At 66.3% G+C, this 22,862-nt stretch carries 20 protein-coding genes and 1 tRNA gene; 8 read left to right on the top strand and 13 right to left on the bottom strand.

Features of this window, described 5'->3' with window-relative positions:
• Positions 1-51: 51 nt before the first annotated feature.
• A complete protein-coding gene (locus tag ACQR50_RS03180) occupies positions 52-441 on the bottom strand; it encodes a hypothetical protein (protein ID WP_428969755.1) in 390 nt (129 codons plus the stop codon).
• Positions 442-718: 277 nt separating this feature from the next.
• On the opposite strand from ACQR50_RS03180, the gene purC reads away from it, so the two are divergent.
• From purC to purQ, 3 genes are read left to right on the top strand one after another with little or no spacing between them, the layout of a single operon-like run.
• Positions 719-1,498, top strand: a complete 780-nt coding sequence (gene purC / locus ACQR50_RS03175) for a phosphoribosylaminoimidazolesuccinocarboxamide synthase (RefSeq protein ID WP_007405170.1) — start codon at positions 719-721, stop codon at positions 1,496-1,498.
• A complete protein-coding gene (purS, locus tag ACQR50_RS03170) occupies positions 1,498-1,728 on the top strand; it encodes a phosphoribosylformylglycinamidine synthase subunit PurS (RefSeq protein ID WP_428969754.1) in 231 nt (76 codons plus the stop codon). The genes purC and purS overlap by 1 nt, the downstream gene beginning before the upstream one ends.
• Positions 1,728-2,396 carry a phosphoribosylformylglycinamidine synthase subunit PurQ gene (purQ, locus tag ACQR50_RS03165; protein WP_428969753.1) on the top strand — a complete coding sequence of 223 codons (669 nt, stop codon included), beginning with the start codon at positions 1,728-1,730 and terminating at the stop codon, positions 2,394-2,396. Before purS ends, purQ begins: the two co-directional genes overlap by 1 nt.
• Before the next feature lie 308 nt (positions 2,397-2,704).
• Here purQ and ACQR50_RS03160 read toward each other — a convergent pair whose 3' ends face one another.
• Positions 2,705-3,439, bottom strand: a complete 735-nt coding sequence (locus ACQR50_RS03160) for a queuosine precursor transporter (protein ID WP_076715020.1) — start codon at positions 3,437-3,439, stop codon at positions 2,705-2,707.
• An 81-nt stretch (positions 3,440-3,520) separates the two neighbouring features.
• Between ACQR50_RS03160 and ACQR50_RS03155 the strand changes: the two genes are divergently transcribed.
• A tRNA-Arg gene (locus tag ACQR50_RS03155) sits at positions 3,521-3,597 on the top strand.
• Positions 3,598-3,661: 64 nt separating this feature from the next.
• Here the strand turns inward: ACQR50_RS03155 and ACQR50_RS03150 are convergent.
• Positions 3,662-6,409, bottom strand: coding sequence for a TonB-dependent receptor (locus ACQR50_RS03150; protein WP_428969752.1), 2,748 nt, complete (start codon positions 6,407-6,409; stop codon positions 3,662-3,664).
• A gap of 226 nt (positions 6,410-6,635) precedes the next feature.
• On the opposite strand from ACQR50_RS03150, the gene ACQR50_RS03145 reads away from it, so the two are divergent.
• Together ACQR50_RS03145 and ACQR50_RS03140 are read left to right on the top strand one after the other, a co-directional pair.
• Positions 6,636-8,564 carry a BCCT family transporter gene (locus ACQR50_RS03145; RefSeq protein WP_428969751.1) on the top strand — a complete coding sequence of 643 codons (1,929 nt, stop codon included), beginning with the start codon at positions 6,636-6,638 and terminating at the stop codon, positions 8,562-8,564.
• Between the two features lie 92 nt (positions 8,565-8,656).
• Complete coding sequence (locus ACQR50_RS03140; protein WP_428969750.1) at positions 8,657-9,484, top strand: undecaprenyl-diphosphate phosphatase; 828 nt, start codon at positions 8,657-8,659, stop codon at positions 9,482-9,484.
• Here ACQR50_RS03140 and ACQR50_RS03135 read toward each other — a convergent pair.
• From ACQR50_RS03135 to ACQR50_RS03095, 9 genes are all read right to left on the bottom strand, one after another.
• Positions 9,468-10,724 (bottom strand): spinster family MFS transporter, encoded by a 1,257-nt coding sequence (locus tag ACQR50_RS03135; protein ID WP_428969749.1) that lies wholly within the window; start codon positions 10,722-10,724, stop codon positions 9,468-9,470. The two genes, ACQR50_RS03140 and ACQR50_RS03135, sit on opposite strands and share 17 nt — an antisense overlap.
• 234 nt (positions 10,725-10,958) lie before the next feature.
• Positions 10,959-12,512: a glutamine-hydrolyzing GMP synthase gene (guaA, locus tag ACQR50_RS03130; protein ID WP_294307125.1), complete on the bottom strand. Its 1,554-nt coding sequence runs from the start codon at positions 12,510-12,512 to the stop codon at positions 10,959-10,961.
• 323 nt (positions 12,513-12,835) lie between these two features.
• Positions 12,836-13,258 carry a 50S ribosomal protein L17 gene (gene rplQ, locus ACQR50_RS03125; RefSeq protein ID WP_056430546.1) on the bottom strand — a complete coding sequence of 141 codons (423 nt, stop codon included), beginning with the start codon at positions 13,256-13,258 and terminating at the stop codon, positions 12,836-12,838.
• Between the two features lie 260 nt (positions 13,259-13,518).
• A complete protein-coding gene (locus tag ACQR50_RS03120; protein WP_056430549.1) occupies positions 13,519-14,583 on the bottom strand; it encodes a DNA-directed RNA polymerase subunit alpha in 1,065 nt (354 codons plus the stop codon).
• An 88-nt stretch (positions 14,584-14,671) separates the two neighbouring features.
• Positions 14,672-15,061: a 30S ribosomal protein S11 gene (gene rpsK, locus ACQR50_RS03115; RefSeq protein WP_042486392.1), complete on the bottom strand. Its 390-nt coding sequence runs from the start codon at positions 15,059-15,061 to the stop codon at positions 14,672-14,674.
• Positions 15,062-15,156: 95 nt separating this feature from the next.
• Positions 15,157-15,525: a 30S ribosomal protein S13 gene (gene rpsM / locus ACQR50_RS03110; protein ID WP_042486395.1), complete on the bottom strand. Its 369-nt coding sequence runs from the start codon at positions 15,523-15,525 to the stop codon at positions 15,157-15,159.
• Positions 15,526-15,683: 158 nt separating this feature from the next.
• On the bottom strand, positions 15,684-15,932 hold the full coding sequence (locus ACQR50_RS03105) for a hypothetical protein (protein WP_428969748.1): 249 nt from the start codon (positions 15,930-15,932) through the stop codon (positions 15,684-15,686).
• A 72-nt stretch (positions 15,933-16,004) separates the two neighbouring features.
• Positions 16,005-17,360, bottom strand: a complete 1,356-nt coding sequence (locus tag ACQR50_RS03100) for an ATP-binding protein (protein WP_428969747.1) — start codon at positions 17,358-17,360, stop codon at positions 16,005-16,007.
• Positions 17,357-18,049: a response regulator transcription factor gene (locus tag ACQR50_RS03095; protein WP_056431327.1), complete on the bottom strand. Its 693-nt coding sequence runs from the start codon at positions 18,047-18,049 to the stop codon at positions 17,357-17,359. Before ACQR50_RS03095 ends, ACQR50_RS03100 begins: the two co-directional genes overlap by 4 nt.
• 360 nt (positions 18,050-18,409) lie before the next feature.
• Between ACQR50_RS03095 and ACQR50_RS03090 the strand changes: the two genes are divergently transcribed.
• Together ACQR50_RS03090 and ACQR50_RS03085 are read left to right on the top strand one after the other, a co-directional pair.
• Entirely contained in the window at positions 18,410-19,870 is a 1,461-nt protein-coding gene (locus ACQR50_RS03090; RefSeq protein WP_428969746.1) for a diguanylate cyclase domain-containing protein, read from the top strand.
• Between the two features lie 316 nt (positions 19,871-20,186).
• Complete coding sequence (locus tag ACQR50_RS03085) at positions 20,187-22,358, top strand: primosomal protein N' (protein ID WP_428969745.1); 2,172 nt, start codon at positions 20,187-20,189, stop codon at positions 22,356-22,358.
• Positions 22,359-22,609: 251 nt separating this feature from the next.
• Here the strand turns inward: ACQR50_RS03085 and ACQR50_RS03080 are convergent, their stop codons facing one another.
• Positions 22,610-22,861 carry an ATP synthase F1 subunit epsilon gene (locus ACQR50_RS03080; protein WP_058746267.1) on the bottom strand — a complete coding sequence of 84 codons (252 nt, stop codon included), beginning with the start codon at positions 22,859-22,861 and terminating at the stop codon, positions 22,610-22,612.
• Between the last annotated feature and the right edge of the window lies 1 nt (position 22,862).

Here is a 22,862-nt window from a genome sequence, read left to right as displayed (position 1 = left end):
CCTTGGACCGGGGAGAGGGAGGAAGAGGCATAGTGGACTACCGATCGGGCCTCAGGACTGGTTCGCCTGGGCCTGGGTCACATCCTGCTGGAAGTGATCGCCTGCGGCCACCGTGCAGTTCTGGAACGCCACGGGGGTGAAGGTCTCGACGCCAGCGATATCCTCGTCGGTCTTCACCTTGCCATGCGGCCCACGCACCGGCTGGAAGGCGACGACTTCGGGACGGAAGGTCGCAAGGACATCCGCCGTATCGCGGCAGGCGACCGTGCGCTCCGTGTTACCGTTCTTCACCACCGCGACGGCCTCCATGCCGTTGGCGAGCGGGACCCGCGCCTGCTCCCAGATTTGCGGCTGGTGCGCCGCATGCATGGGGTGCGCCACGGCAGTTCCCGCCGTCAGCATCAAGGCTCCACCAACAACACCGATCATCAGCTTGTTCATGACTACCTCCTTTGCAAGCATAGCCAGAACCCGTGATCTGCCCGATGGGTTTCCGTTACTTTCCACCTTACAATTCTTTAATCCGCCCTCCAAAAATTGTTCATCATGTATTGCGGATGACGGCGCCGTCATCCTTGACGAGACCGTCCACCACGCCATGCCCATATGGCGCCCAACTCCATTGCGCCGCCGCGCCCCTTCCATTATAGGCGCGCCATCCCGCCTCGGGCCTCAGCATGGGGGCGCCGGGGCTGTACTCATTTCAGGGGACCGCCGCATGGCTCGCCGCCGCCAAATCTACGAAGGCAAGGCCAAGATCCTGTACGAGGGCCCCGAGCCCGGCACGCTGATCCAGTATTTCAAGGACGACGCCACCGCGTTCAATGCCCAGAAGAAGGGCACGATCAACGGCAAGGGCGTGCTGAACAACCGTATCTCCGAGCATGTCTTCACCATGCTCGACCATATCGGCGTTCCGACCCACTTCATCCGCCGCCTGAACATGCGCGAGCAGCTGATCCGCCAGGTCGAGATCGTGCCGATCGAGGTCGTGGTGCGCAACGTCGCGGCGGGCTCGCTGTCCAAGCGTCTGGGCATCGAAGAGGGCGTAAAGCTGCCCCGCACGATCATCGAATATTATTACAAGGACGATGCGCTGGGCGACCCGATGGTCACCGACGAGCATATCGCCTGCTTCGGCTGGGCCAGCCAGGAAGAGATGCACGACATCGCCGATCTGGCGATCCGCGTGAACGACTTCCTGTCGGGCATGTTCGCCGCGATCGGCATCCGCCTGGTCGACTTCAAGCTGGAATTCGGCCGCATCTGGGACAACGACTTCGGTCGCATCATCCTGGCCGACGAGATCAGCCCCGATGGCTGCCGCCTGTGGGACATGACCACCAACGAGAAGCTGGACAAGGACCGTTTTCGCCGGGATCTCGGCGGCGAGGTCGAGGCCTATCAGGAAGTGGCGCGCCGTCTGGGCCTGCTGCCCGAGGGGGGCGACACCGCCGTCCTCGATCTGGAAGAACACCGCAAGAGCCGGGGCAAGTAATGAAGCTGAAGATTTTCGTCACCCTGAAGCCCGGCGTGCTCGACCCGCAGGGCAAGGCGATTCACCATGCGCTGGAAAGCCTGGGCTTTGCGGGCGTCAATGACGTGCGCGCAGGCAAGCTGATCGAGCTGGAAGTCGCCGACGAGACGACCGACGCGCAGATCGACGAGATGTGCCGTCAGCTGCTCGCCAACACCGTGATCGAGAATTACCGGGTGGAGCGCGCCTGATGAAGACCGCCGTGATCGTCTTTCCGGGCTCGAACTGCGACCGCGACCTCGCCGTCGCGCTGGAGGCGGTGACGGGCGTCAAGCCGGCCATGGTCTGGCACGGCGACAGCGAACTGCCCGAAGGGCTGGGGCTGATCGGCGTGCCTGGCGGCTTCTCGTACGGCGACTATCTCCGCTGCGGCGCGATCGCGGCCCGTTCGCCGATCATGCGCGCGGTGGTGGAGTCGGCGAACAAGGGCACGCCGGTGTTCGGCGTGTGCAACGGCTTCCAGGTGTTGGCCGAAACCGGCCTGCTGCCGGGCGCGCTGATGCGCAACCGCTCGCTCAACTTCGTGTGCCGCGACGTGAACTTGGAGGTGGCGAACACCGACAGTGCCTTTACCCGCCTGTACGAACAGGGCGAGACGATCCGCATTCCGGTCGCGCATCATGACGGCAACTACTTCGCCGACGCCGACACGCTCGACCGCCTGGAAGGCGAAGGCCGCGTGGCCTTCCGCTATGCCGAGGACGTCAACGGCTCGGCCCGCAACATTGCGGGCGTGCTGAACGAGAAGCGCAACGTGCTGGGCATGATGCCCCACCCCGAGCGCCGTATCGAAGCCGCGCACGGCGGCGACCATGGCCGCCGCCTGTTCGAGGGGCTGCTGGAGATGGTCAGGGCCTGACCCGATCCCCGTTCAGCCTGAACGAAGTCGAAGGCCACGGGATGACATTTGAAAAGGGGAAGCGAGGCAACTCGCTTCCCCTTTCTTATTCGCGCGAAGACGCGAAGGCGCAAAGAAGATGTTGGTTCGCGCGGAGGCGCGGAGAACGCGGAGGTGTCCTGCCTTTGCAAAAACCTTATCCCTTCTGCCGCGCCCCGGTGGCAGACATAGGCCGGCTGCCGCCGGATACGACACCTCTGCGTTCTCCGCGCCTCTGCGCGAACCAATCTCAAACCCTTCGCGTCATCGCGTCATCGCGTGAACCCAACTCAAACCCGCGCCCGAAACGGCGTGAAGTCCGTGCCCTCGTCGAACACATCCACCCCCTCTGCGCGTTTCAGCCAGCCGACGATCAGATAGGTCACCGGCGTCAGCAGCACTTCCCAGCCCACCTTCAGCGCCCATTGCGTGAACAGCACCACGACCACCAGATGCGTCGTCCAGCCCTCCGCGCCCCAGAAGGCGAGCGGATAGAAGATCAGGCTGTCCACTCCCTGCCCCACCAGCGTCGAGCCGATGGTGCGTGACCAGAGGTGCCGCCCGCCGGTCCACAGCTTCATCCGCGCCATGACATAGGCATTGACGAACTCGCCCGCCCAAAAGGCGCAGACGCTGGCCAGCACGATGCGCGGCACCTGGCCGAAGATCACCTCATAGGCGGCCTGATTGGTCCAGGTCGGTGCCGGGGGAAGCGCCACGACGACAAAGCTCATGAACGCCATGAACAGCACCGCCGCCGTCCCCGCCCAGATCACCCGCCGCGCGCGGGCATAGCCATAGACCTCGGTCAGCACGTCGCCGATGACATAGCTCAGCGGAAAGAACAGGATGCCCGCCCCGAACGGCCACTGCCCGACCAGCGGCAGGTCGATGACCGCCACCTTGCCCGCGCCGATGACGTTGGACAGCAACAGGATGGTCACGAACGCCGCCATGACGAAGTCGAACCAGCGAAACGCGCCGCGTTCCATGTCGCGGTCCGCCACCACCCGTTCCACGCCCATACCGATCCCTTTCACCGTGAGCGGCGACATTTATCGCCATTCCCAACCCACGCAAACCACGCTAGGGACACCGCCATCCGCGCGTCCGTAGCTCAGTTGGATAGAGCAAGGAGCTTCTACCTCCTCGGTCGGGGGTTCGAATCCCTCCGGGCGCGCCAATCATCCATCACCGGACGAACCCTGGCGGGAGAGCGCCACGCGCGCCCTCCCCCCGGATGGCCGTTACCAGCGCGTGCGCAGCGTCATGCCATAGGTGCGCGGTTCGGCCAGATAGGATCCGAACAGCGTATTGGCGGTCGCATAGGCCGGCGCGCCGAAACGCTGGACCTGCGACAGGCTGCCCGAGCCCTGGAAGGGCATGTTGAAGGCGACCTGCTGATAGTTGGTGTTGAGGATGTTCTGGCCCCAGAATTCCAACGCCCAGCGCTGGTCCTTGCCGTGCAGGCCGATGCGCGCATTCATCAGGAAGAAGCCGTCCTGCTTCTTTTCGACGAACAGGTCGGAGCCGGTATTATAGTCGCTGGTCATGCGGCCATCGACATAGAACAACGCTGTCAGCCCGGTCCCGGCGATCGGCGGCGTCCAGCTGGCCGAGCTGGTCACGACATGGCGCGGCGCGTTCGACATCATACTGCCGGGCAGCAGGAACAGCGCGTTGCTGAGCGGTTCGCCCGCGTCGCTGCCGACCAGGTTGCGGGCATAGTTGGTATGGGCATAGGTATAGCCCAGGTTGAAGGTGACGTCGCGCGTCGGGTACATGCCCGCTTCCAGCTCGATCCCTTGCGTCACCACGCCCGCCTTCACCTTGCCGGTGCACCGCCCCGTATTGGGCGAATCGTCGCGGTCCGCCCCGCCCAGGTCGCTGCTGCACGCGCTGATATTCTGGACGATATAGCCGGTGCCGTTGAAGGTGTTCAGCTGGAAGTTCTTGAACTCCGAGCGGAAGGCGGCGGCATTCAGCGTGAAGGTGCGCGAGGTGAACTTCACGCCCAGCTCATAGGCGTTCACCGTTTCGGGGTCGAAGCGCAGATTGGTGACCGACGCCGCCGTCGGCGTCCCGAACACGTTCGGGGTCAGGTCCGACCGCTCCAGATTATAGCCGCCCGCCTTGTAGCCGCGCGCATAGGAGCCATAGACCAGCGTGCTGGCCACCGGCTTCCACGACACCACGGCGGTGCCGGTGAACTGCCCCTCGCTGATCGAGTCGGACAGCGGCAGCCCGGTCAGCGCGGACGAGGAATTGCCGTTGCAGCTCAACGTCACGATCCCCCCGGCCAAATTGGCCAGGGTCGGATTGCCGCTCAAGAGGAACGGACGAAGCGCGGCCTGCTGCAACGGACAGGCGGTGTTGTTATTCTCGAAGCTCGCGCGCAGCCTCTTGCGTTCGTTGGTGTAGCGAAGGCCGCCGGTCAGGCTCAGCGTGTCGGTCACGCGGAAGATATTGTGGGTGAAGAAGGCATAGTTGGTGCTGGTCTGGTCATAGAGGTCGCGCAGCGAGCCGACATTGTTGATCGTGCTCAGCCGGTCGATCGTCCCGACCAGCGTCGGCCCCAATGCGCCGGTCAGGACGGCACGCCCCGCCGCGCTGAGGCAGCCCGGATTGGCGGGGTTCTGCAACGCCGCCGTCGGATTGATCGTCGCGACGACGCGGCAGGCGGAAAAGGCGCCATATTGCGAACCGAAGGTCAGATTGTCCGACACCTGAAGGTCTTCATGCGCGAAATAGCCGCCAACCAGCCAGTCGAGCCGGTTGTTCAGGATCGAGCCGCTGAGCCGTGTTTCCTGGGTGAAGGTCTTGAACTGGCGATAGGCCAGGCCGTTATTCGGGCGATCGATGATGTCGACATTGCTATAGTCGACATCGCCCGCCCCGCCCGCCTTATATTCGCGATAGGCGGAGATGGAGATCAACTGAACCTTGCCGATGTCCCAGCCGACACGCGCCGACACGCCGTAATCCTCGGTCACGTTGGAATAGGCGTGACCCGGCGTCTGCGCGATCCGGCGGTTATAGGGATCGCCCGCGCTGGGCAGGACGCCGCCCAGGCTGCGCAGGATGTTGACGATGCGGTTCTGCGGGTTGATCGCCGCATCGCCCGGCACGCCCGGCGTCGGATCGACCTTCTCGCGCGTGTCGATATAGACCGCGCCGCAGCACTTCTCGTCGCGGTGCGTATAGTCGCCGATCAGGCGTATCGAGAAATCGTCCGTCGGCTTCCAGAATAGCTGGCCACGCACGAACGCGCGTTTGCGGTCGTTATAGTCGGTCTGGTTGACGACGTCGTACAGAAAGCCGTCGCGCTTGTTGTAGACGCCGTCGATCCGGAAGGCGAGCGTGTCGCCGATGACCGGACCGGTCACGCCGCCTGCGACGCGCACGGCATCGTAATTGCCGTAGCTGACCTCGCCATAGCCGCCATATTTGAAGGCGGGATATTTGGTGTAGATGCTGATCGCACCCGCCGAGGAATTGCGCCCCGAGAGCGTGCCCTGCGGCCCACGCAACACCTCGATACGCTCGACCTCGCCCAGATCGTTGAGGCCCGAGCCGGTACGGCTGCGATAGACGCCGTCGATGAACACGGCGACCGAGCTTTCCAGCCCGGGATTGTCGCCCACCGTGCCGATACCGCGAATCCGCGCCGTGGCATTCGCCTCCGAGCCGGTCGAGCTGACCAGCAGCGAGGGCGCCAGCTGGGTCATCTGGCGGATATCGGTCGCGCCCGAATTCTGCAGCGCGACGGTGCCATAGGCGCTGACCGCGATCGGCACGCTCGACAGCCGTTGCGAGCGGCGTGTGGCGGTGACGACGATATCCCCGTTATTCGGCGACTCGGCCTGGGGTTTCTTCTCGTCCGGCTTGTCCTTTGGCGCGGGCGCAGGTGCCACCCCGCGCAAACCCTGGGCCGAAGCCGTTCCCGTCATCGCCAACGCCGCCGTCGATGCCAGCAGCAGACCCCATAGTCGCATTCTTCACTCCCCCGAACCCTATGTTGTTGATCGGAGGCATAACTGAATAATCATACCGGCCGGTTAAGCCGGACGCCGACGCAGCGAGTTCCGACCATTTCGGCCGTTATCGGGGCTGTCCCCTGCCCTCTTCGTCCGGTCGCCGGACGCCATGGCCCGACCCCGTGCCGCGCCTGCTCCGGGCCGTCCATTCGCCATTCCGGCCCACCAATGCTAACCCATTGATATGATGAAGAGTGAAATCAACCCGCGCGTCTTCTGGGGCGCCTCCGGGATCATCGCGCTGCTGTTGGTGACCACGCTGGCCATGCCGGGCACCGCCGACGCCGCGTTCAAGGCGGCGCAGGCCTGGGCGATCGACACGTTCGGCTGGTTCTATATCTCGGCGGTCGCGGCGTTCCTGGTCGTGGTGCTGGCCTTGGGCTTCGGCCCCGCGGGCAAGCTCAAGCTGGGGCCGGACGATGCCGAGCCGGACTTTCCCTATCTGTCGTGGCTGGCCATGTTGTTCGCGGCGGGCATGGGCATCGGCCTGATGTATTTCGCGGTCGCCGAGCCGATCCAGCATTATATCTCGCCACCCGAAGCGCCCAGCGGCACCATCCTGGCCGCGCGCGAGGCGATGGCGATCACCTTCCACCATTACGGCGTCCATGCCTGGGCCATCTATGCGCTGGTGGGCATGAGTCTGGCCTATTTCACCTATCGCAAGGACATGCCGCTGACCCTGCGGTCGGGCCTGTCGCCGATCCTGGGCAAGCGGATCAACGGACCCTTGGGCGATGCGATCGACATCTTCGCGGTGTGCGGCACGGTGTTCGGCGTCTCGACCTCGCTGGGCTTCGGCGTGTCGCAGATGACGGCGGGGCTGAATTACGAATATGGCGTGCCCGACACGCTGACCGTCAAGATTGCGGTCATCGTGCTGGTGATGGGCGCGGCCACGCTGTCGGTGCTGAGCGGCGCGGATCGGGGCATTCGCCGCCTGTCCGAGCTGAACCTGGTGCTCGCCGTCCTGCTGATGCTGTTCGTGATGGCGGTCGGCCCGACCCTGTTCCTGCTGCGCGCGCTGGTCCAGAATTTCGGCCTGTATCTCGATCATTTCGTGAAGCGCACCTTCACCCTCTATGCCTATGAGCCGCGCGCCTGGATGGCGGACTGGACGCTGTTCTATTGGGCGTGGTGGATCGCCTGGTCGCCGTTCGTCGGCATGTTCATCGCGCGCATCTCGCGCGGGCGGACGATCCGGGAGTTCGTAATCGGCGTGCTGTTCGTGCCGACCGCCTTTACCTTTTTGTGGATGACGGTGTTCGGCAACACCGCGATCTCACTGGACCTCGGCGGCGCGCATGGCGGGATCGCCGATGCGGTGCAGGCGAATTTGTCGACCGCCTTGTTCAAGTTCCTGGAATATCTGCCCGCCGCTGGCGTCACCTCGACACTCGCCATCGTCTTGGTCGGCTTCTTCTTCGTGACCTCGGCCGATTCCGGCGCGCTGGTCATCGACACGCTGGCGTCGGGCGGCACCGAGGAGACGCCGCGCTGGCAGCGTATGTACTGGTGCGTGCTGCTGGGCACCACGGCGACACTGTTGCTGGTCGCGGGCGGATTGGGCGCGTTGCAATCGGCGACCCTGCTCGCCGCCCTCCCCTTCTGCTTCATCATGCTGTTGCTCGCGGTGGGGCTGGTGCGCCAGACCAATGCCGATCTGGCGGGCGTGACGCTGCCCGGTGACGGCCCGGCGATCAGCGAGCGGATCAAGCGGTTGATCGTGCCCGCCCGCCGCACCGACATCCTGGCCCAGCTTCACGCACAGGGCGAACCCGGGCTGCAATCGGTCAAGGAGGCGCTGGAGGCCGAAGGCTGGACCGCCAGCCAGTTGGACAGCGCGGAGGACAAGGTCGAGCTGACCGTCACCGCGCGCGACGGTCGCCCGTTCGTCTATCGCCTGTCCCCCCGCTCGCGCCCGCTGCCCGCCTATACCGCGCTCGAGGCGCCCGAGCGTCGCCGCAGTCTCGCCTGGATGCTCGCGGCACAGACCAATGGCGAAACGGGTTTCCGCGACCTGACCGGCTTTACCGTCGGGCAGATCGCGAACGATGTGCTGACCCAGCTGGAGCGCTGGCGGCTGGCCGAGGCGCATCGCAAGGACGGCTGATCCGGCGGAATGACGGGCCGGACGACTTTCGGGATGCCCCCGCGTCGTCCCCGGCCTATGGCGGGCGCTGCACATAAAGGTTCGTAAATATAATGATTTGGTTGGAAGCCCTGTTCCTGGGCCTGTTGCAGGGCATCACCGAGTTCCTGCCCGTATCGTCGAGCGCGCATCTGCGCATCGCGGGCGCCCTGCTCCCTTCCGGCAGTGATCCCGGCGCCGCCTTCACCGCCATCACCCAGATCGGCACCGAAGCGGCGGTGCTGCTCTATTTCCGCAAGGATATCTGGCGCATCGCCATGGCCTGGCTGGGCTCGGTGATCCGCCGTCCCGTCACCCTGTCGCCCGACGCGCGCATGGGCTGGCTGGTGATCCTCGGCACCCTGCCGATCGCCGTCCTCGGCCTGTTGTTCAAGCATCAGATCGAAGGGGGGCTGCGCGACCTGCGCATCACCGCGACGATGCTGATCGTCTTTGCGCTGGTGCTGGGCGCGGCCGACCGGATCGGGGCGAAGCGCAAGCCGCTGGAGCGGCTGGGATGGCGCGACGGCCTGATCCTGGGCTTTGCGCAGGCGATGGCGCTGGTCCCCGGCGTATCGCGCTCCGGCGGGACGATCAGCGCGGGGCTGCTTCTCGGTTACACGCGCGAGGCGGCGGCGCGTTATTCCTTCCTGCTGGCGATCCCGGCGGTGCTGGCCTCGGGCCTGTTCGAACTGGCCGACAGCTGGGGACGGTTCGGGACGTTCGGACCGGGGCCGACCTTGCTCGCCACCCTGATCGCCTTTGTCAGCGGTTACGGCGTGATCGTCGTCTTCCTGCGGCTGGTATCCACGCGCGGCTATTGGCCCTTCGTGATCTATCGCATCGTTGCGGGTGCGGCGGTCTTCGCGATGCTCGCCTGGAACGTCATTCCGGCGCGGTGAGCGGATCCACCCAGTCGCGGCGCAGATGCGGGCCCGCCAGCCCGACCAGCAGCGCCGCGACCGCGTAGAGGCTGAGGCCACCCAGCATCGCATGGCGCAACGCGTCGCTGCCATAGAGCGGGGTCAGCGCGTCGGACAGCGCCCCCAGCGCATATATGCCGCCGCCCAGCCCGATCAGGTTGTTGATCAGCAGGAAGAGCGCGGCGGCCGTCGCGCGTTCGGGCGGCGCCACCAGATGCTGTACCGCCGACAGCACCGGCCCCAGCCACGCATAGGACAGCGCCTGGGGCAGCAGGAACAGCGCAAAGGCGATGCGCACATCCCCGCCATGGATGCCGCCCGCGAACAGTGGAATGCTGACCAGATAGGCGATGGCGGGGACATAGCCGAACCACGCCCGATCCCGCGCGCCCAGCCGGTCGGCCAGCCAGCCGCCCGCCACGATGCCGCCCACACCTCCGATCAGCAGCAGCCCCGCCAGGAAATGCGAGGTTGCGATCAGGTCCAGCCCGAAGCTGCGCCGCATCAGGCTGGGCAACCAGAAGGCCAGGCCATAGCCGATCATCGAGCCGCTCGCCGCGCCGAAGGACAGCAGCCAGAAGGACGGCTTGCCCGCCAAGGTGCGCGCGACCGTGGCGAAGGCGCGCTTGCTCGCCACTGGGGCAGCCCGGGGCTTGTCGCGAACGATCAGCCGGACCAGCGGCGCGATCAGCATCCCGGCCAGCCCGACCGCGATGAAGGCCATCCGCCAGTCGGTCCGCGCGGCGATATAGCCGCCCGCCAGCACACCGGCCGCCGAGCCCAGCGGAATTCCCAGCGAGTAAATGGCAAGCGCCAGTGCACGGCGACGCGGCGGGAAATATTCGCTGATGATCGCATAGGACGGCGCGACGCCCCCCGCCTCACCGATGCCGACGCCCAGCCGCGCGAGGAAAATCTGCCAGAAGCCGGTCGCCAGCCCGCACAGCGCGGTAAAGCCGCTCCACAGCATCAGCGAGCCCGTGACGACCCAGCTCCGGCTCGTCCGGTCGGCCAGCCACGCCAGCGGCACGCCCAGCGTCGAATAGAGCAGGGCAAAGGCAATCCCGCCGAGCAGCCCCAATTGCCGGTCGCTCAGCCCCAGCTCCTGCTGGATCGGCGCGGCGAGGATCGCGAGGATCTGCCGGTCGACGAAGTTGAAGATATAGACGACCAGCAGCACCGCCAGCACCAGCCGGGGGCGGGGGGATTGGGTTTTCATCACCACAAATCAAATTCCTCCCCTTGTAGGGAGGGGGGACCATGCGCAGCATGGTGGAGGGGTGTCCCGGTTCGTGGGAACGGTCCACCCTCGCGAATGGTGACACCCCTCCGTCAGGGCTGCGCCCTGCCACCTCCCCTTACAAGGGAGGAATAAACGGCCTCTACAACAGCGGTGCCTTGCGGCACCGGACAACCAAGCCGCAGCCCCACCCCGCGGGGCCGCGAGTCTTGGTTATTCCCATTCGATCGTGCCGGGCGGCTTGCTGGTATAGTCGTACACGACGCGGTTGATGCCCTTCACCTCGTTGATGATCCGGGTCGTCACGCGCGGCAGGAAGTCGCCGGGGAAGTCGAAGGCCTGCGCGGTCATCCCGTCGACCGAGGTCACCGCGCGCAGCGCCAGCACCGAGTCGTACGTCCGGCCATCGCCCATCACGCCGACCGAGCGCACCGGCAGCAGCACCGCAAAGGCCTGCCAGATGGCGTCGTACAGACCCGCCTTGCGAATCTCTTCGAGATAGATGGCATCCGCCTTGCGCAGGATGTCACAACGCTCGCGCGTCACTTCGCCGGGGATGCGGATCGCCAGGCCGGGTCCGGGGAACGGGTGGCGGCCGACGAACACGTCGGGCAGCCCCAGTTCGCGGCCCAGCACGCGGACCTCGTCCTTGAACAGTTCGCGAAGCGGCTCGACCAGCTTCATGTTCATGCGTGCCGGAAGGCCGCCGACATTGTGGTGGCTCTTGATCGTCACCGACGGGCCGCCGGTGAAGCTGACGCTCTCGATTACGTCGGGGTAGAGCGTGCCCTGCGCCAGGAACTCGGCCCCGCCGATCTTCTTGGCCTCGGCCTCGAAGACGTCGATGAAGGTCTTGCCGATGAACTTGCGCTTGGCTTCCGGGTCGGTGACGCCCGCCAGGCCGTCCATGAACAGGTCCTGCGCGTCCACATGGACCAGCGGGATGTTGTAATGGCCGCGGAACAGGCTGACGACCTGCTCGGCCTCGCCCTGGCGCAGGATGCCGCCATCGACGAACACGCAGGTCAGCTGGTCGCCGATCGCCTCGTGGATCAGAAGTGCTGCCACCGACGAGTCGACCCCGCCCGACAGGCCGCAGATCACCCGGCCCTCACCCACCTGTTCGCGAATCTCGGCGATCTTGGCGGCGCGGAACTCGGCCATGGTCCAGTCGCCCGAAAGTCCCGCGACATGGCGCACGAAATTGGCGATCAGCTTGGCGCCGTCGGGCGTGTGCACGACTTCGGGGTGGAACTGCATCGCATAGATGCGGCGCTCGTCATTGGCGATGATCGCGTAGGGCGCGCCGGGGCTGGTCGCGACGACGCGGAAGCCCGGCGCCAGCGCCGTGACCTTGTCGCCATGGCTCATCCACACCTGATGCCGCTCGCCCGTCGCCCACAGGCCGTCGAACAGGGTGCATTCGCCCTCGACGGTGATGAACGCCTCGCCGAACTCGCCGCTGTCGCCCTTCTCGACCTTGCCGCCCAGCTGCTCGGTCAGCGCCTGCTGTCCATAGCAGATGCCCAGCATCGGCAGGCCGCTGTCGAGGATCGCCTGCGGAATGCGCGGGCTATTCTCGTCGACGACCGAGGCGGGGCCGCCCGATAGGATGACCGCGGCGGGGTTGATCCGCGCGAACGCCTCGGCGGCGGATTGGAAGGGTACGATCTCGCTATAGACCCCCGCCTCGCGCACGCGGCGCGCGATGAGCTGGGTGACCTGGCTGCCGAAATCGACGATGAGGATGCTGTCCGGGTGCTCCATGGCGGTCCGATAGCGATGTCTTTTGCGAAAAGCTACCGGGGCGGACGTGTTTTGCGTGGTGTGGATAGCGGCAACGAATAAGCTAGCGACGCTGTCGCTACGTCGAACAGCGATACTTGGCACGCCCCTCCCGCCTACGGGAGGGGATGGGGGAGGGCATGCCACGGGCGATGGTCTCGGTGAGACACCCTGCCCTCCCCCCCGGCCCCCTCCCGCCTGCGGGAGGGAGAGCGCGCTTGCGGGAGGGCGTCGGACAAATACGAAAAAGGGCCGCCCCATCGCTGGAGCGGCCCTTCCTCGAAGGTCTTCGAGAAGCGCGTAGATTACGCGGCTTCGTCGAAATCTTCCTCGTTCATGACCGGACCCGAATCCTGTCCCTTCGCCGAGACGTCGCGGTCGACGAACTCGATGATCGCCATCGGCGAGGCGTCCGACGCGCGGATGCCGGCCTTGATGATGCGGGTATAGCCGCCGTTACGATCGGCATAGCGCGACGCCAGAACGTCGAACAGCTTCACCAACTGCGCGTCGTCGAGCAGGCGGGCATGGGCCAGACGACGGTTCGAGAGACCGCCCTTCTTCGCCAGGGTCACCAGCTTTTCGACGTAGGGACGCAGTTCCTTCGCCTTGGCGACGGTGGTGGTGATCTGCTCGTGCTTGATGAGCGCGGCCGACATGTTGCGGAAAAGCGCGGTACGATGAGCCGAGGTACGCTGCAGCTTACGGCCGCCGACGCGATGACGCATGGGTAGTTCCTTCGTTCGTTAAGGGGCCGTGTCACGGAACCCCAGAGCCGGTGACCGTCGAGGCCGTCACCTTCGCCTATCTCAAATCCTTCCCATCACCGATGGGGAGGGGAACCGTCGCGAAGCGATGGTGGAGGGACCGGGCCGTCGGGACCGGATCACGGCAAAGCCGCGATCCTGACGTCGAACGGGTCGCCCGTGGGCGACCCGCCGGCCGGGCTTGCGCCGTATCGCGGATAGCGTCGCTATCCGCGTGCGGCTCAGCCCATGATCTCCTGTTCCAGCTTCTTGGCCATTTCCTCGATATTCTCGGGCGGCCAGCCGGGGATTTCCATGCCCAGGCGCAGACCCATGGACGACAGCACTTCCTTGATTTCGTTCAGCGACTTGCGGCCGAAATTCGGGGTGCGCAGCATCTCGGCTTCGGTCTTGCCGACCAGATCGCCGATATAGATGATGTTGTCGTTCTTGAGGCAGTTCGCCGAACGCACCGACAGTTCCAGCTCGTCGACCTTCTTGAGAAGGTAACGGTTGATCTGCTGCGCGTCGCTCTGCGGCTCGCCACCGGCGGCGGGGATCGCCGCCTGGCCCACGGGGGCCGCACGGGTGAGCGCCGAGTCGTCGAAGTGCACGAACAGCGCCAGCTGGTCCTGGAGGATGCGCGCGGCATAGGCCACGGCGTCTTCCGGGGTGACGGTGCCGTCGGTCTCGATCGAGAGCGTCAGCTTGTCATAGTCCAGGTCCTGGCCGACGCGGGTCGGATCGACCTTGTACGACACCTGACGGACCGGCGAGTAGAGCGCATCGACCGGGATCAGACCGATCGGCGCATCGGCCGGACGGTTCGACGCGGCTGGGACATAGCCCTTACCGATGTCGGCGGTCAGTTCCATGTTGAACGTCGCGCCTTCGTCGAGATGGCAGATCACCAGGTCCTTGTTCATGACCTCAATGTCGCCCGACACGGCGATGTCGCCGGCCTTGACGGTGGCGGGACCGGTCGCCGACAGCTGGAGACGCTTGGGACCTTCGCCCTGCATGCGGATCGCGAGCTGCTTGACGTTCAGCACGATGTCGGTGACGTCTTCACGCACACCGGCGAGCGACGAGAACTCGTGCAGCACGTTCTCGATCTTGATCGAGGTCACCGCCGCGCCCTGGAGCGACGACAGGAGCACGCGGCGAAGCGCGTTGCCCAGCGTCAGGCCGAAGCCACGCTCCAGCGGTTCGGCAACGAACGTCGCCTTCCGCTTGCCATCGCCGCCCTTTTTCTCGAGCGCGTTGGGCTTCTTCAGTTCCTGCCAGTTCTTTGCGTTGACAGACACGTGGTTCCCCTGAGTTGTGGGCCGGAACGGGGACGGTTCCAGCCATGGAGAGAGGCATGGCCGACTCGTCAGCCGGCCATGGGAAGCATCAGACGCGGCGACGCTTGGAAGGCCGCACGCCGTTGTGCGGGATCGAGGTGACGTCGCGGATCGAGGAGATCTGGAAACCGACCGCCTGCAGCGCGCGCAGCGCCGACTCGCGGCCCGAACCCGGACCCTTCACTTCGACTTCCAGGGTGCGGACGCCGTGCTCGGCGGCCTTCTTGCCCGCGTCTTCCGCTGCGACCTGCGCCGCATACGGGGTCGACTTGCGCGAGCCCTTGAAGCCCATCATGCCGGCCGACGACCACGAAATGGCGTTGCCCTGGGCATCGGTGATGGTGATCATGGTGTTGTTGAAGCTGGCGTTCACATGGGCGACGCCGGCGGTGATGTTCTTGCGCTCGCGACGGCGAATGCGCTGCGGTTCACGTGCCATTGGATGAAAGTCCTGACCTAGTATCCTGATACGGAGAGCGGCGGGCGGTCAGCCACAAGCCTGCCTCCGGCGGAGTAATTCGTCCCCCGGACGAATTACTTCTTCTTGCCTGCGATCGGCTTCGCCTTGCCCTTGCGGGTGCGCGCATTGGTGTGCGTGCGCTGGCCGCGGACCGGCAGGCCCTTGCGGTGACGCAGGCCGCGATAGCAGGCCAGGTCCATCAGGCGCTTGATGTTCATCGCGGTTTCGCGACGCAGATCGCCTTCCACCGTGTGATCGGCGTCGATGGTCTCACGGATCTGCAGCACTTCCTGGTCCGAAAGGTCCTGGACGCGACGATCAGCGGCGATGTTCAGCTTGGCAGTGATCTGCTTCGCCTTGGCCGGACCGATGCCGTGGATATAGGTCAGCGCGATCAATACGCGCTTGTTGGTCGGGAGGTTGACACCCGCAATACGTGCCATGAAACTTGTTCTCCTAGCTCCACGGAGCATGGCATGGCCGCACATGCTCCATCTCAACGCGATGGTTCCGCCACGCGGAATGGCGACGCACGTAACGCGCGCGTCGTTCAACCGGGGGTGTTGGAAGGACGGTCAGTTAGGCCCCGCGCAACACCCTGTCAAGCGATCGGTTCCACAAACTTCGCCGATTGCAGCCTCTTGAGCGTCAGCCAGCGGCGGAAGGACACGATCGCCCACACGATCTCGACGACGCCGAACGGCCAGGCGCCCTGAAGAAAGCCATAGGCCGACCCCGCGACGCACCCCAGGCAGAAGCCCAGCGTCCACCAATGCGACCCCGATTCCATCGCATAGCAGACCAGGGTGAAGGAAACGGCGAGCAGGCCGAATAGGGAAAGCGTGTCCATGGGCCGGGGTGTAAAGCGCTGAGGCAGCGGGGCAAGTCATAGTAATTCCTCCCCTGCAAGGGGAGGAACAGCTTATGGAATCACCAGCCGCGCAATCAGGCCGGGCGCATTGTCGGCCAGATCGAATCGTCCGCCATGCAACCGTGCCACCGCCTCGATCAGCGCCATGCCCAGCCCCGCCCCCGGCGTCGTACGGGCGGCGTCGAGTCGTCCGAAGCGTTTCAGCGCCTGCGCCCGGTCCGCCTCGGCAATGCCGGGACCGTGATCCTCGACCTGGAAGATGATCCCCTCCGCCCCTTCGCGCAGCCGCAGCGTCACTTCACCGCCCGACGCGCCGTGCTTCAGGGCGTTGTCGATGAGGTTGGACAGAGCCTGGCTCATCAGCTCGCGGTGCAGCGGCAAGGGCGCAGGGCGCGCCTCCACGTCGATCAGGAAGCGCAATCCCGCCTCCTCGGCGACCGGGGCGTAGAGTTCGCCGATCTCCTCGACCAGCTCGACCGGCGAGGCCAGGGTGAAGCGGTCGCGCGTCACCGACTCGGATCGGCTGATCTCGATCACCATGGTCAGCATCCGCATGATGAGGTCGGTCTCGACCAGCAGACCGCCCAGCGCCGCCTCGCGCTGCGCCGGGTCGGCGATCAGCACCGCCTGCTCGGTCTTGGTGCGCAGGCGGGCGAGCGGCGAGCGCAGGTCGTGCGCCAGGCTGTCGGTGACGACGCGCAGCTCGGCCATCAGCTGCTCGATCTTGCCGAGCATCGCATTCAGCCGCTCGGCCAACCGGTCGAAGGCATCCCCTTCGTCATTGCCGTCGCGGACCAATCGCACGCGGCGGGTCAGGTCACCCTCGCCCGCCGCATCGATCACCGCGACGATGGTATTGAGCCGCCCCGTGACATAGCGCGCCAGCACCAGCCCGGTGCCCACCCCCAGCATCAGCGACAGGAACACCGCCAGCGCCAGCGCGCGCTCAATCGCCACCTGCTGCGCCTCGATCAGGTCGAGCGGACGCCCGACCAATAGCCAGTCCTTGCCGATGGGATGGAGCGTATAGCCCGCCTCGCGCGCGTTCCACACGCCGTCGCGGCCCAGCACCGCGATGCGGAACGGCGTGTCGGCGAGCGGCACGGCCAGATGACGCGGCGCATAGCCCGCGATCCGGTGCCCCTGCGGATCGAAGATCGCCAGCACCAGCGACACGTCGCCCGGCTCGCGCGCTTCCTTGATCGCATCGGCGAGGGCGGGCAGCGCCCCGGTCCGCCACACGGCGCGCAGGGCATCGGCCTGTTCGACGATCTCGCGGTGAAGCGCCGCCACCGCATCCGCGCTGGTCTGTTTCCAGATGAAGCCGACCAGCGCCAGATTGGACACCAGCGCAAGGATGATCGACAGCAGCGCGATCCGCGCCGAGATCGTCAGCCGGGGTTTCACCCTTCGACGGCCAGCCTATAGCCCGCGCCGCGCACGGTATGCAGGATCGGGCTGCCGAAACCCTCCTCCAGCTTGCGACGCAGCCGCCCGATATGGACGTCGACCACGTTCGATCCTGGGTCGAAATGATAGTTCCAGATCTTCTCCAGCATCATGGTGCGGGTGACGACCTGGCCCGCATGACGCGCCAGGAACTCCAGGAGGTTGAACTCGCGCGCGCCCACCGGGATGATCTTGCCCGCCCGCGTCACGGTGCGCGCCAGCAGGTCGATCTCCAGGTCCCCGACGCTCAGCTTGGTGCGGGTCGGCTCGGACGCGGCGCGGTCGGAGCGGCGGACCAGCGCCTCGATCCGCGCCGACAGCTCGGCGAAGGAAAAGGGCTTGCAGAGGTAATCGTCCGCGCCCGCCTTCAGCCCGTCGACCCGGTCGTCGACCGTGGCAAGCGCCGAGAGCACGAGCACCGGCGTCGAGATACCTGCGGCGCGGATCGCGCTGACCATTGCCAGCCCGTCCAGGCGCGGCAGCATCCGGTCGGCGATGATGAGGTCGAATATGCCCTCGCTCGCCAGGAACAGGCCGTCGCGGCCGTCCCCGCATTGCTCGACGGCATAACCCGCCTCGGCCAGCCCCTTGGCGACATAGGCGGCGGTCGAGGCGTCATCTTCGACGATCAGGATTTTGCGGCTCATCGGCTCGTCTGCTCCGTCATTGGGCGACATTCATCATTGCGGCGTCATCTCGGGGTCGCTCGATCCCGGCTCACCGCTGCTGCCGCCAAGGAAAGACCGGCGGGAAGCGCTCTTCCCGCCGGTCGCGACGGCACCCCCGGGAGTATCGGGTGCCGAGCTCTGCGAACTCCGTGGGGCAAAGGGCTACAGCCCGGCGGGATACCCCGGGGTGACCACAGTGTGACAAATGCGTCATCCACCCCATCCCCGGTTCGGCCGGTCGCGTTCTGTAACTTCGATCGCACAAAAAGCCGAATAATTTCTTATGCTTCCGTCCATTTTTAAGGTTCTGAAAACTCTTTCGGTTATGGTTCGCACATCATGATGGAAGCCCCCCTTACCATCCCCGCGCCGTTCGACGAGGAACGCCGCCTGGCCACGCTCCAGGCGCATGCGCTGCTCGACAGCGAGCCGGAGGCGGAGTTCGACGCACTCGTCTCGCTGGCCGCCGACATGCTCGGTTGCCCGGTGGCGGCGCTGACCCTGGCGGACCGGGACCGCTTCTGGGTCAAGTCGGCGATCGGCAACCTGCCCCGGCAGATGCCGCGCGACGTCGCCTTTTGCGATCATACCATCCAGTCGAGCGACGTGACGGTCGTCCCCGACCTCAGCCGCGATCCGCGTTTCGCGGCTAATCCGTTCGTGACGGGCGAGGCGGGAACGCGTTTCTATGCCGGCATGCCGATCCGCGTGCCCGATCTGGACGGCTCGCCTCAGGCGATCGGCTCGCTCTGTGTCATGGACGCCGCGCCGCGTTCGCTCAGCCCGGCGGGGGAACAGACGTTGCGCCATCTGGCTCGGCTGGCCGAGGCGCTGATCGCCGCGCGGGCCATCGCCCGACGCGCCAACGCCATGGCCGAACTCAGCGAGCGACAGGCCGCGGATCTGCGCGCCAAGGACCGCACCGTCCGCCAGGTCGAGCGGCTGGCCATGATCGGATCGTGGCGGATCGTGCTGGCGGATGGCCAGGCCATGTGGTCCGAGGGGGTATACCGCATTCACGAGCTGAACCCGGGCCAGCCGTTCACGGTCGACCAGGGCTTGTCCTATTACCCGCCCGCCGCGCGCGAGGTGCTGCGCAATACCATCGCGCAGACGGTGCGGACCGGCGATCCGTTCGACATCGAGCTGGACTTCATCACTGCATTGGGTCGCAAGCGACGGGTCCGGGTGATGGGCGAGCGCGAGATGCTGGACGGCGAGCCGCAGGGGCTGGTCGGCATGTTCCAGGACGTGACCGAGCGCCACGCGCTGGAAACCCAGCTGCGCCGCAATGCCGACACCGACGCGCTGACCCTGCTCGCCAACCGCGCCGCCTTCGACCGGACGCTGGAGGCGGCGATCGCGGAGTCCGCCGGCCAGGGCGAGCCGTTGGCGCTGGTCCTGATCGACCTGGACGGCTTCAAGCTCATCAACGACACGCTGGGTCATCCGGCGGGCGATGAGGTGCTGCGCATCGTCGGCCAGCGACTGCACTCCGACTGGCTGGACGGCAGCTTCGTCGCGCGGCTGGGCGGCGACGAGTTCGGGCTGATCGTCCGTGATCCGGTGCTGCTGACCGATATCGACGCCCTTCGCGCGCGGATCGAGGCGTTGCTGACCATCACGATCACCATCGACAAGCTGACCATGAGTTGTGCGGGCACGGTCGCGGTGACGCTGCGACCCGAGGATTGCCGGACCAACCGCGATTTCATGCACCATGCCGACAGCCGCCTCTACGGCGCCAAGCGCGACCGGGTGGGCGAACGCCGACGCGGCGACCGGCGGCGGGCGGGTTAGGTCAAATCGGCACGCGTCTTGTTTTATCCTCCCCTCTCCCCTGGACAGGGGAGAGGGTTAGCGGAGCTTGCCAGTTTACTGGCTAGCGCAGCTTGGGTGAGGGGTTGAGCGAGCCTTCGGCTCGCGCGCTCACGTCGTGAGCGCCCACCCCTCACCCAGCTCCGACTAGGCCTTTGCTCGCGCAAAGACCAAGTCTGCGCAACCCTCTCCGCTCTGCGAGGGGCGAGGGAAGTACATGTCTTCAAATGTCGATCCGCCCTGGACCGCGTAGCACCGGCCCTTCCCTCCGGGCCACACCGCCCCATATAGCGGGTCCATGTCTTCGCGCGCCCGCGTCCTTGTCCTGAACTCCGCGCTCGGCCCCCTCGACTATCGTGTGCCGCACGGGATGACGGTCGAGCCGGGGTCGATCGTCGTCGCGCCGCTGGGTCCCCGCCAACTGCTCGGCGTGGTGTGGGAGCCGGAGCGGATGCCGTCCGATGCCGAGGTCGGTGACAATCGCCTGCGCCCGCTGCTGGGCGTCGCGGATGCGCCGCCCCTGCCCGATGCGCTGCGGCGGCTGATCGAGTGGACGGCGGACTATTATCTCGCGCCGCCCGCCGCGGTGGTGCGGATGGCCCTTTCGTCCACCTCGGCGCTGGAAGGCGCGCGGACTGTCACCGAATATCGCGTCACCGGCCATGTCCCCGACCGCCTGACCCCGCAGCGGGCGCAGGCGCTGGAGCGGATCGGCGACCGCCAGGGTCTGATCCGGGAGCTGGCGACGATGGCCGACGTCTCCGACGCGGTCATCCGGGGGCTGGTGAAGAACGGCGCGATCGAAGGCGTCGAGGTCGATATCGACAGCCCCTTCCCCCTGCCCGATCCCGACCATCACCGCCCGGCCCTGTCCGAGGACCAGCGCGCGGCGGCGGACATTTTGGTCGCGGGCGTCACCGCGCATAGTTTCCAGCCGGCGCTGCTCGATGGCGTCACCGGATCGGGCAAGACCGAGGTGTATTTCGAGGCGGTGGCGCAGGCGATCGCCGAGGGGCGGCAGGTGCTGGTCCTGCTTCCTGAGATCGCGCTGACCGAGCCGTTCCTCAAGCGTTTCCACGACCGCTTCGGCTGCGAGCCGGTGGCGTGGCATTCGGGCCTGCGCTCGTCGCAGCGACGCCGCGCTTGGCGGGCCATCGCCAGCGGCCAGGGGCTGGTGACGGTCGGCGCGCGCTCGGCCTTGTTCCTGCCCTATCGCAATCTCGGGCTGATCGTCGTCGACGAGGCGCATGAGACCAGCTTCAAGCAGGAAGACGGCGTTCATTATCACGCCCGCGACGTGGCGGTGATGCGTGGCAAGTTCGAGCCGTGCCCGGTCATCCTGGCGTCGGCCACCCCCGCCATCGAAACACGGCAGCAGGTCGCGCTGGGCCGCTATACCGAGGTCAAGCTGCCCGGCCGCTTCGGCCCGGCGCAGATGCCGACGATCGAGGCGATCGACCTGATCCAGAACCCGCCCGAGCGGGGCCGCTGGATCGCGCCCAAGCTGGTCGCGGCGATGAAGGACGTGCTGGAGAAGCGCGAACAGTCGCTGCTCTATCTCAATCGGCGCGGCTATGCCCCGCTGACCTTGTGCCGGACCTGTGGGCATCGGTTTCAGTGCCCCAACTGCACCGCCTGGATGGTCGAGCACCGGCTGGTCCGGCGGCTGGCCTGCCATCATTGCGGCCATGTCCTGCCCACGCCGCGCGCCTGCCCCGAATGCGACGGCGAGGACACGCTGGTCGCCTGCGGCCCGGGCGTCGAGCGGATCGCCGACGAGGCGACGGCGCTGTTTCCCGAGGCGAAGATCGCCGTCGTCACCTCCGACACCATCTGGTCCCCCGCCAAGGCGGCCGAGTTCGTCGGGCGAATGGAGGCGGGGGATATCGATATCGTCGTCGGTACCCAGCTGATCACCAAGGGCTATCACTTCCCCAACCTGACCTTGGTGGGTGTGATCGACGCCGACCTGGGGCTGGACGGCGGCGACCTGCGCGCGGCGGAACGGACCTTCCAGCAGATCCGGCAGGTGTCGGGGCGTGCCGGGCGCGGGGTCAAGCCGGGGCATGTCTTCATCCAGACGCACAGCCCCAAGGCGCAAGTGATGCAGGCGCTGGTGACGGGCGATGCCGAGGCCTTCTATACGGCCGAGACCGAGGCGCGCCGCGATGCGGATGCACCGCCCTTCGGCCGCTATGCCGCGATCATCGTGTCCTCGGAGGATCAGGGCGCGGCCCAATCGTCGGCCAATATGATCGCGCGCGCAGCCCCGAAGGTGGACGGGATGCATGTCTTCGGCCCCGCGCCTGCGCCGCTCGCCATGCTGCGCGGGCGGCATCGCTTTCGGCTGCTCGTCCACGCCAGGCGGGCGCTGGCGGTGCAGGATGTCATTCGCGAATGGCTGGGCGGGCTGGAATGGTCGGCCAAGGTGCGGGTCGCGGTGGATGTGGATCCGTACAGCTTTTTGTGACCGCTGAGGTGCATTTCCCTTTCGCGCCGCAAATACGTCTCCCTTCTTACTCCCCTCCCGCAGGCGGGAGGGGTTGGGGGAGGGCATGAAGTCTCACCGAGACCGTCGCTTGCGGCTTTCCCTCCCCCATCCCCTCCCGCCTGCGGAAGGGGCGTGCTTGGGGCCACACCCCGCCCCGCTCTCACCCCAAAGAAAAACGGCCGCAGCTTGCGCCGCGACCGTTTCAAAACCCGGTGGAAAGGCGAAAAGCCTTACCCCGCATGCTCCGCCAGAACGGTCAGGCCCTTCGGCCCCACCTCGGCGAAGCCACCACGGATCTGGATCGATTCCGGCTCGCCCTTTTCGGTGCGGTAGACCTGGATCGCGCCGTCGCGAATGGTCGACATGAAGGGCGCATGGCCCTCCAGCACGCCGAAATCGCCCTCGGTGCCGGGGACGACCACCATATGCACCTCCTCCGAGCGGAGAAGCTTTTCGGGGGTCACGAGTTCGAAGTGCAGCATG

The organism is Sphingomonas sp. Xoc002 (genome assembly GCF_050408055.1).
Taxonomy (GTDB): Bacteria; Pseudomonadota; Alphaproteobacteria; order Sphingomonadales; family Sphingomonadaceae; genus Sphingomonas; species Sphingomonas yabuuchiae.
Note: the sequence above shows the minus strand (reverse complement) of the source record. Positions and strands in the feature narration are given on the sequence as shown.

What these genes read in the sequence shown, in the direction of transcription:
- rplQ (WP_056430546.1), bottom strand. Translation starts at nt 13,258, where the DNA reads ATGCGTCATCGCGTCGGCGGCCGTAAGCTGCAGCGTACCTCGGCTCAT.
- ACQR50_RS03105 (WP_428969748.1), bottom strand. Translation starts at nt 15,932, where the DNA reads ATGGACACGCTTTCCCTATTCGGCCTGCTCGCCGTTTCCTTCACCCTG.
- ACQR50_RS03145 (WP_428969751.1), top strand. Translation starts at nt 6,636, where the DNA reads ATGATGAAGAGTGAAATCAACCCGCGCGTCTTCTGGGGCGCCTCCGGG.
- rpsM (WP_042486395.1), bottom strand. Translation starts at nt 15,525, where the DNA reads ATGGCACGTATTGCGGGTGTCAACCTCCCGACCAACAAGCGCGTATTG.
- ACQR50_RS03150 (WP_428969752.1), bottom strand. Translation starts at nt 6,409, where the DNA reads ATGCGACTATGGGGTCTGCTGCTGGCATCGACGGCGGCGTTGGCGATG.
- rpsK (WP_042486392.1), bottom strand. Translation starts at nt 15,061, where the DNA reads ATGGCACGTGAACCGCAGCGCATTCGCCGTCGCGAGCGCAAGAACATC.
- purS (WP_428969754.1), top strand. Translation starts at nt 1,498, where the DNA reads ATGAAGCTGAAGATTTTCGTCACCCTGAAGCCCGGCGTGCTCGACCCG.
- ACQR50_RS03140 (WP_428969750.1), top strand. Translation starts at nt 8,657, where the DNA reads ATGATTTGGTTGGAAGCCCTGTTCCTGGGCCTGTTGCAGGGCATCACC.
- purC (WP_007405170.1), top strand. Translation starts at nt 719, where the DNA reads ATGGCTCGCCGCCGCCAAATCTACGAAGGCAAGGCCAAGATCCTGTAC.
- guaA (WP_294307125.1), bottom strand. Translation starts at nt 12,512, where the DNA reads ATGGAGCACCCGGACAGCATCCTCATCGTCGATTTCGGCAGCCAGGTC.
- purQ (WP_428969753.1), top strand. Translation starts at nt 1,728, where the DNA reads ATGAAGACCGCCGTGATCGTCTTTCCGGGCTCGAACTGCGACCGCGAC.
- ACQR50_RS03090 (WP_428969746.1), top strand. Translation starts at nt 18,410, where the DNA reads ATGATGGAAGCCCCCCTTACCATCCCCGCGCCGTTCGACGAGGAACGC.
- ACQR50_RS03095 (WP_056431327.1), bottom strand. Translation starts at nt 18,049, where the DNA reads ATGAGCCGCAAAATCCTGATCGTCGAAGATGACGCCTCGACCGCCGCC.
- ACQR50_RS03160 (WP_076715020.1), bottom strand. Translation starts at nt 3,439, where the DNA reads ATGGGCGTGGAACGGGTGGTGGCGGACCGCGACATGGAACGCGGCGCG.
- ACQR50_RS03085 (WP_428969745.1), top strand. Translation starts at nt 20,187, where the DNA reads ATGTCTTCGCGCGCCCGCGTCCTTGTCCTGAACTCCGCGCTCGGCCCC.
- ACQR50_RS03080 (WP_058746267.1), bottom strand. Translation starts at nt 22,861, where the DNA reads ATGCTGCACTTCGAACTCGTGACCCCCGAAAAGCTTCTCCGCTCGGAG.
- ACQR50_RS03135 (WP_428969749.1), bottom strand. Translation starts at nt 10,724, where the DNA reads ATGAAAACCCAATCCCCCCGCCCCCGGCTGGTGCTGGCGGTGCTGCTG.
- ACQR50_RS03180 (WP_428969755.1), bottom strand. Translation starts at nt 441, where the DNA reads ATGAACAAGCTGATGATCGGTGTTGTTGGTGGAGCCTTGATGCTGACG.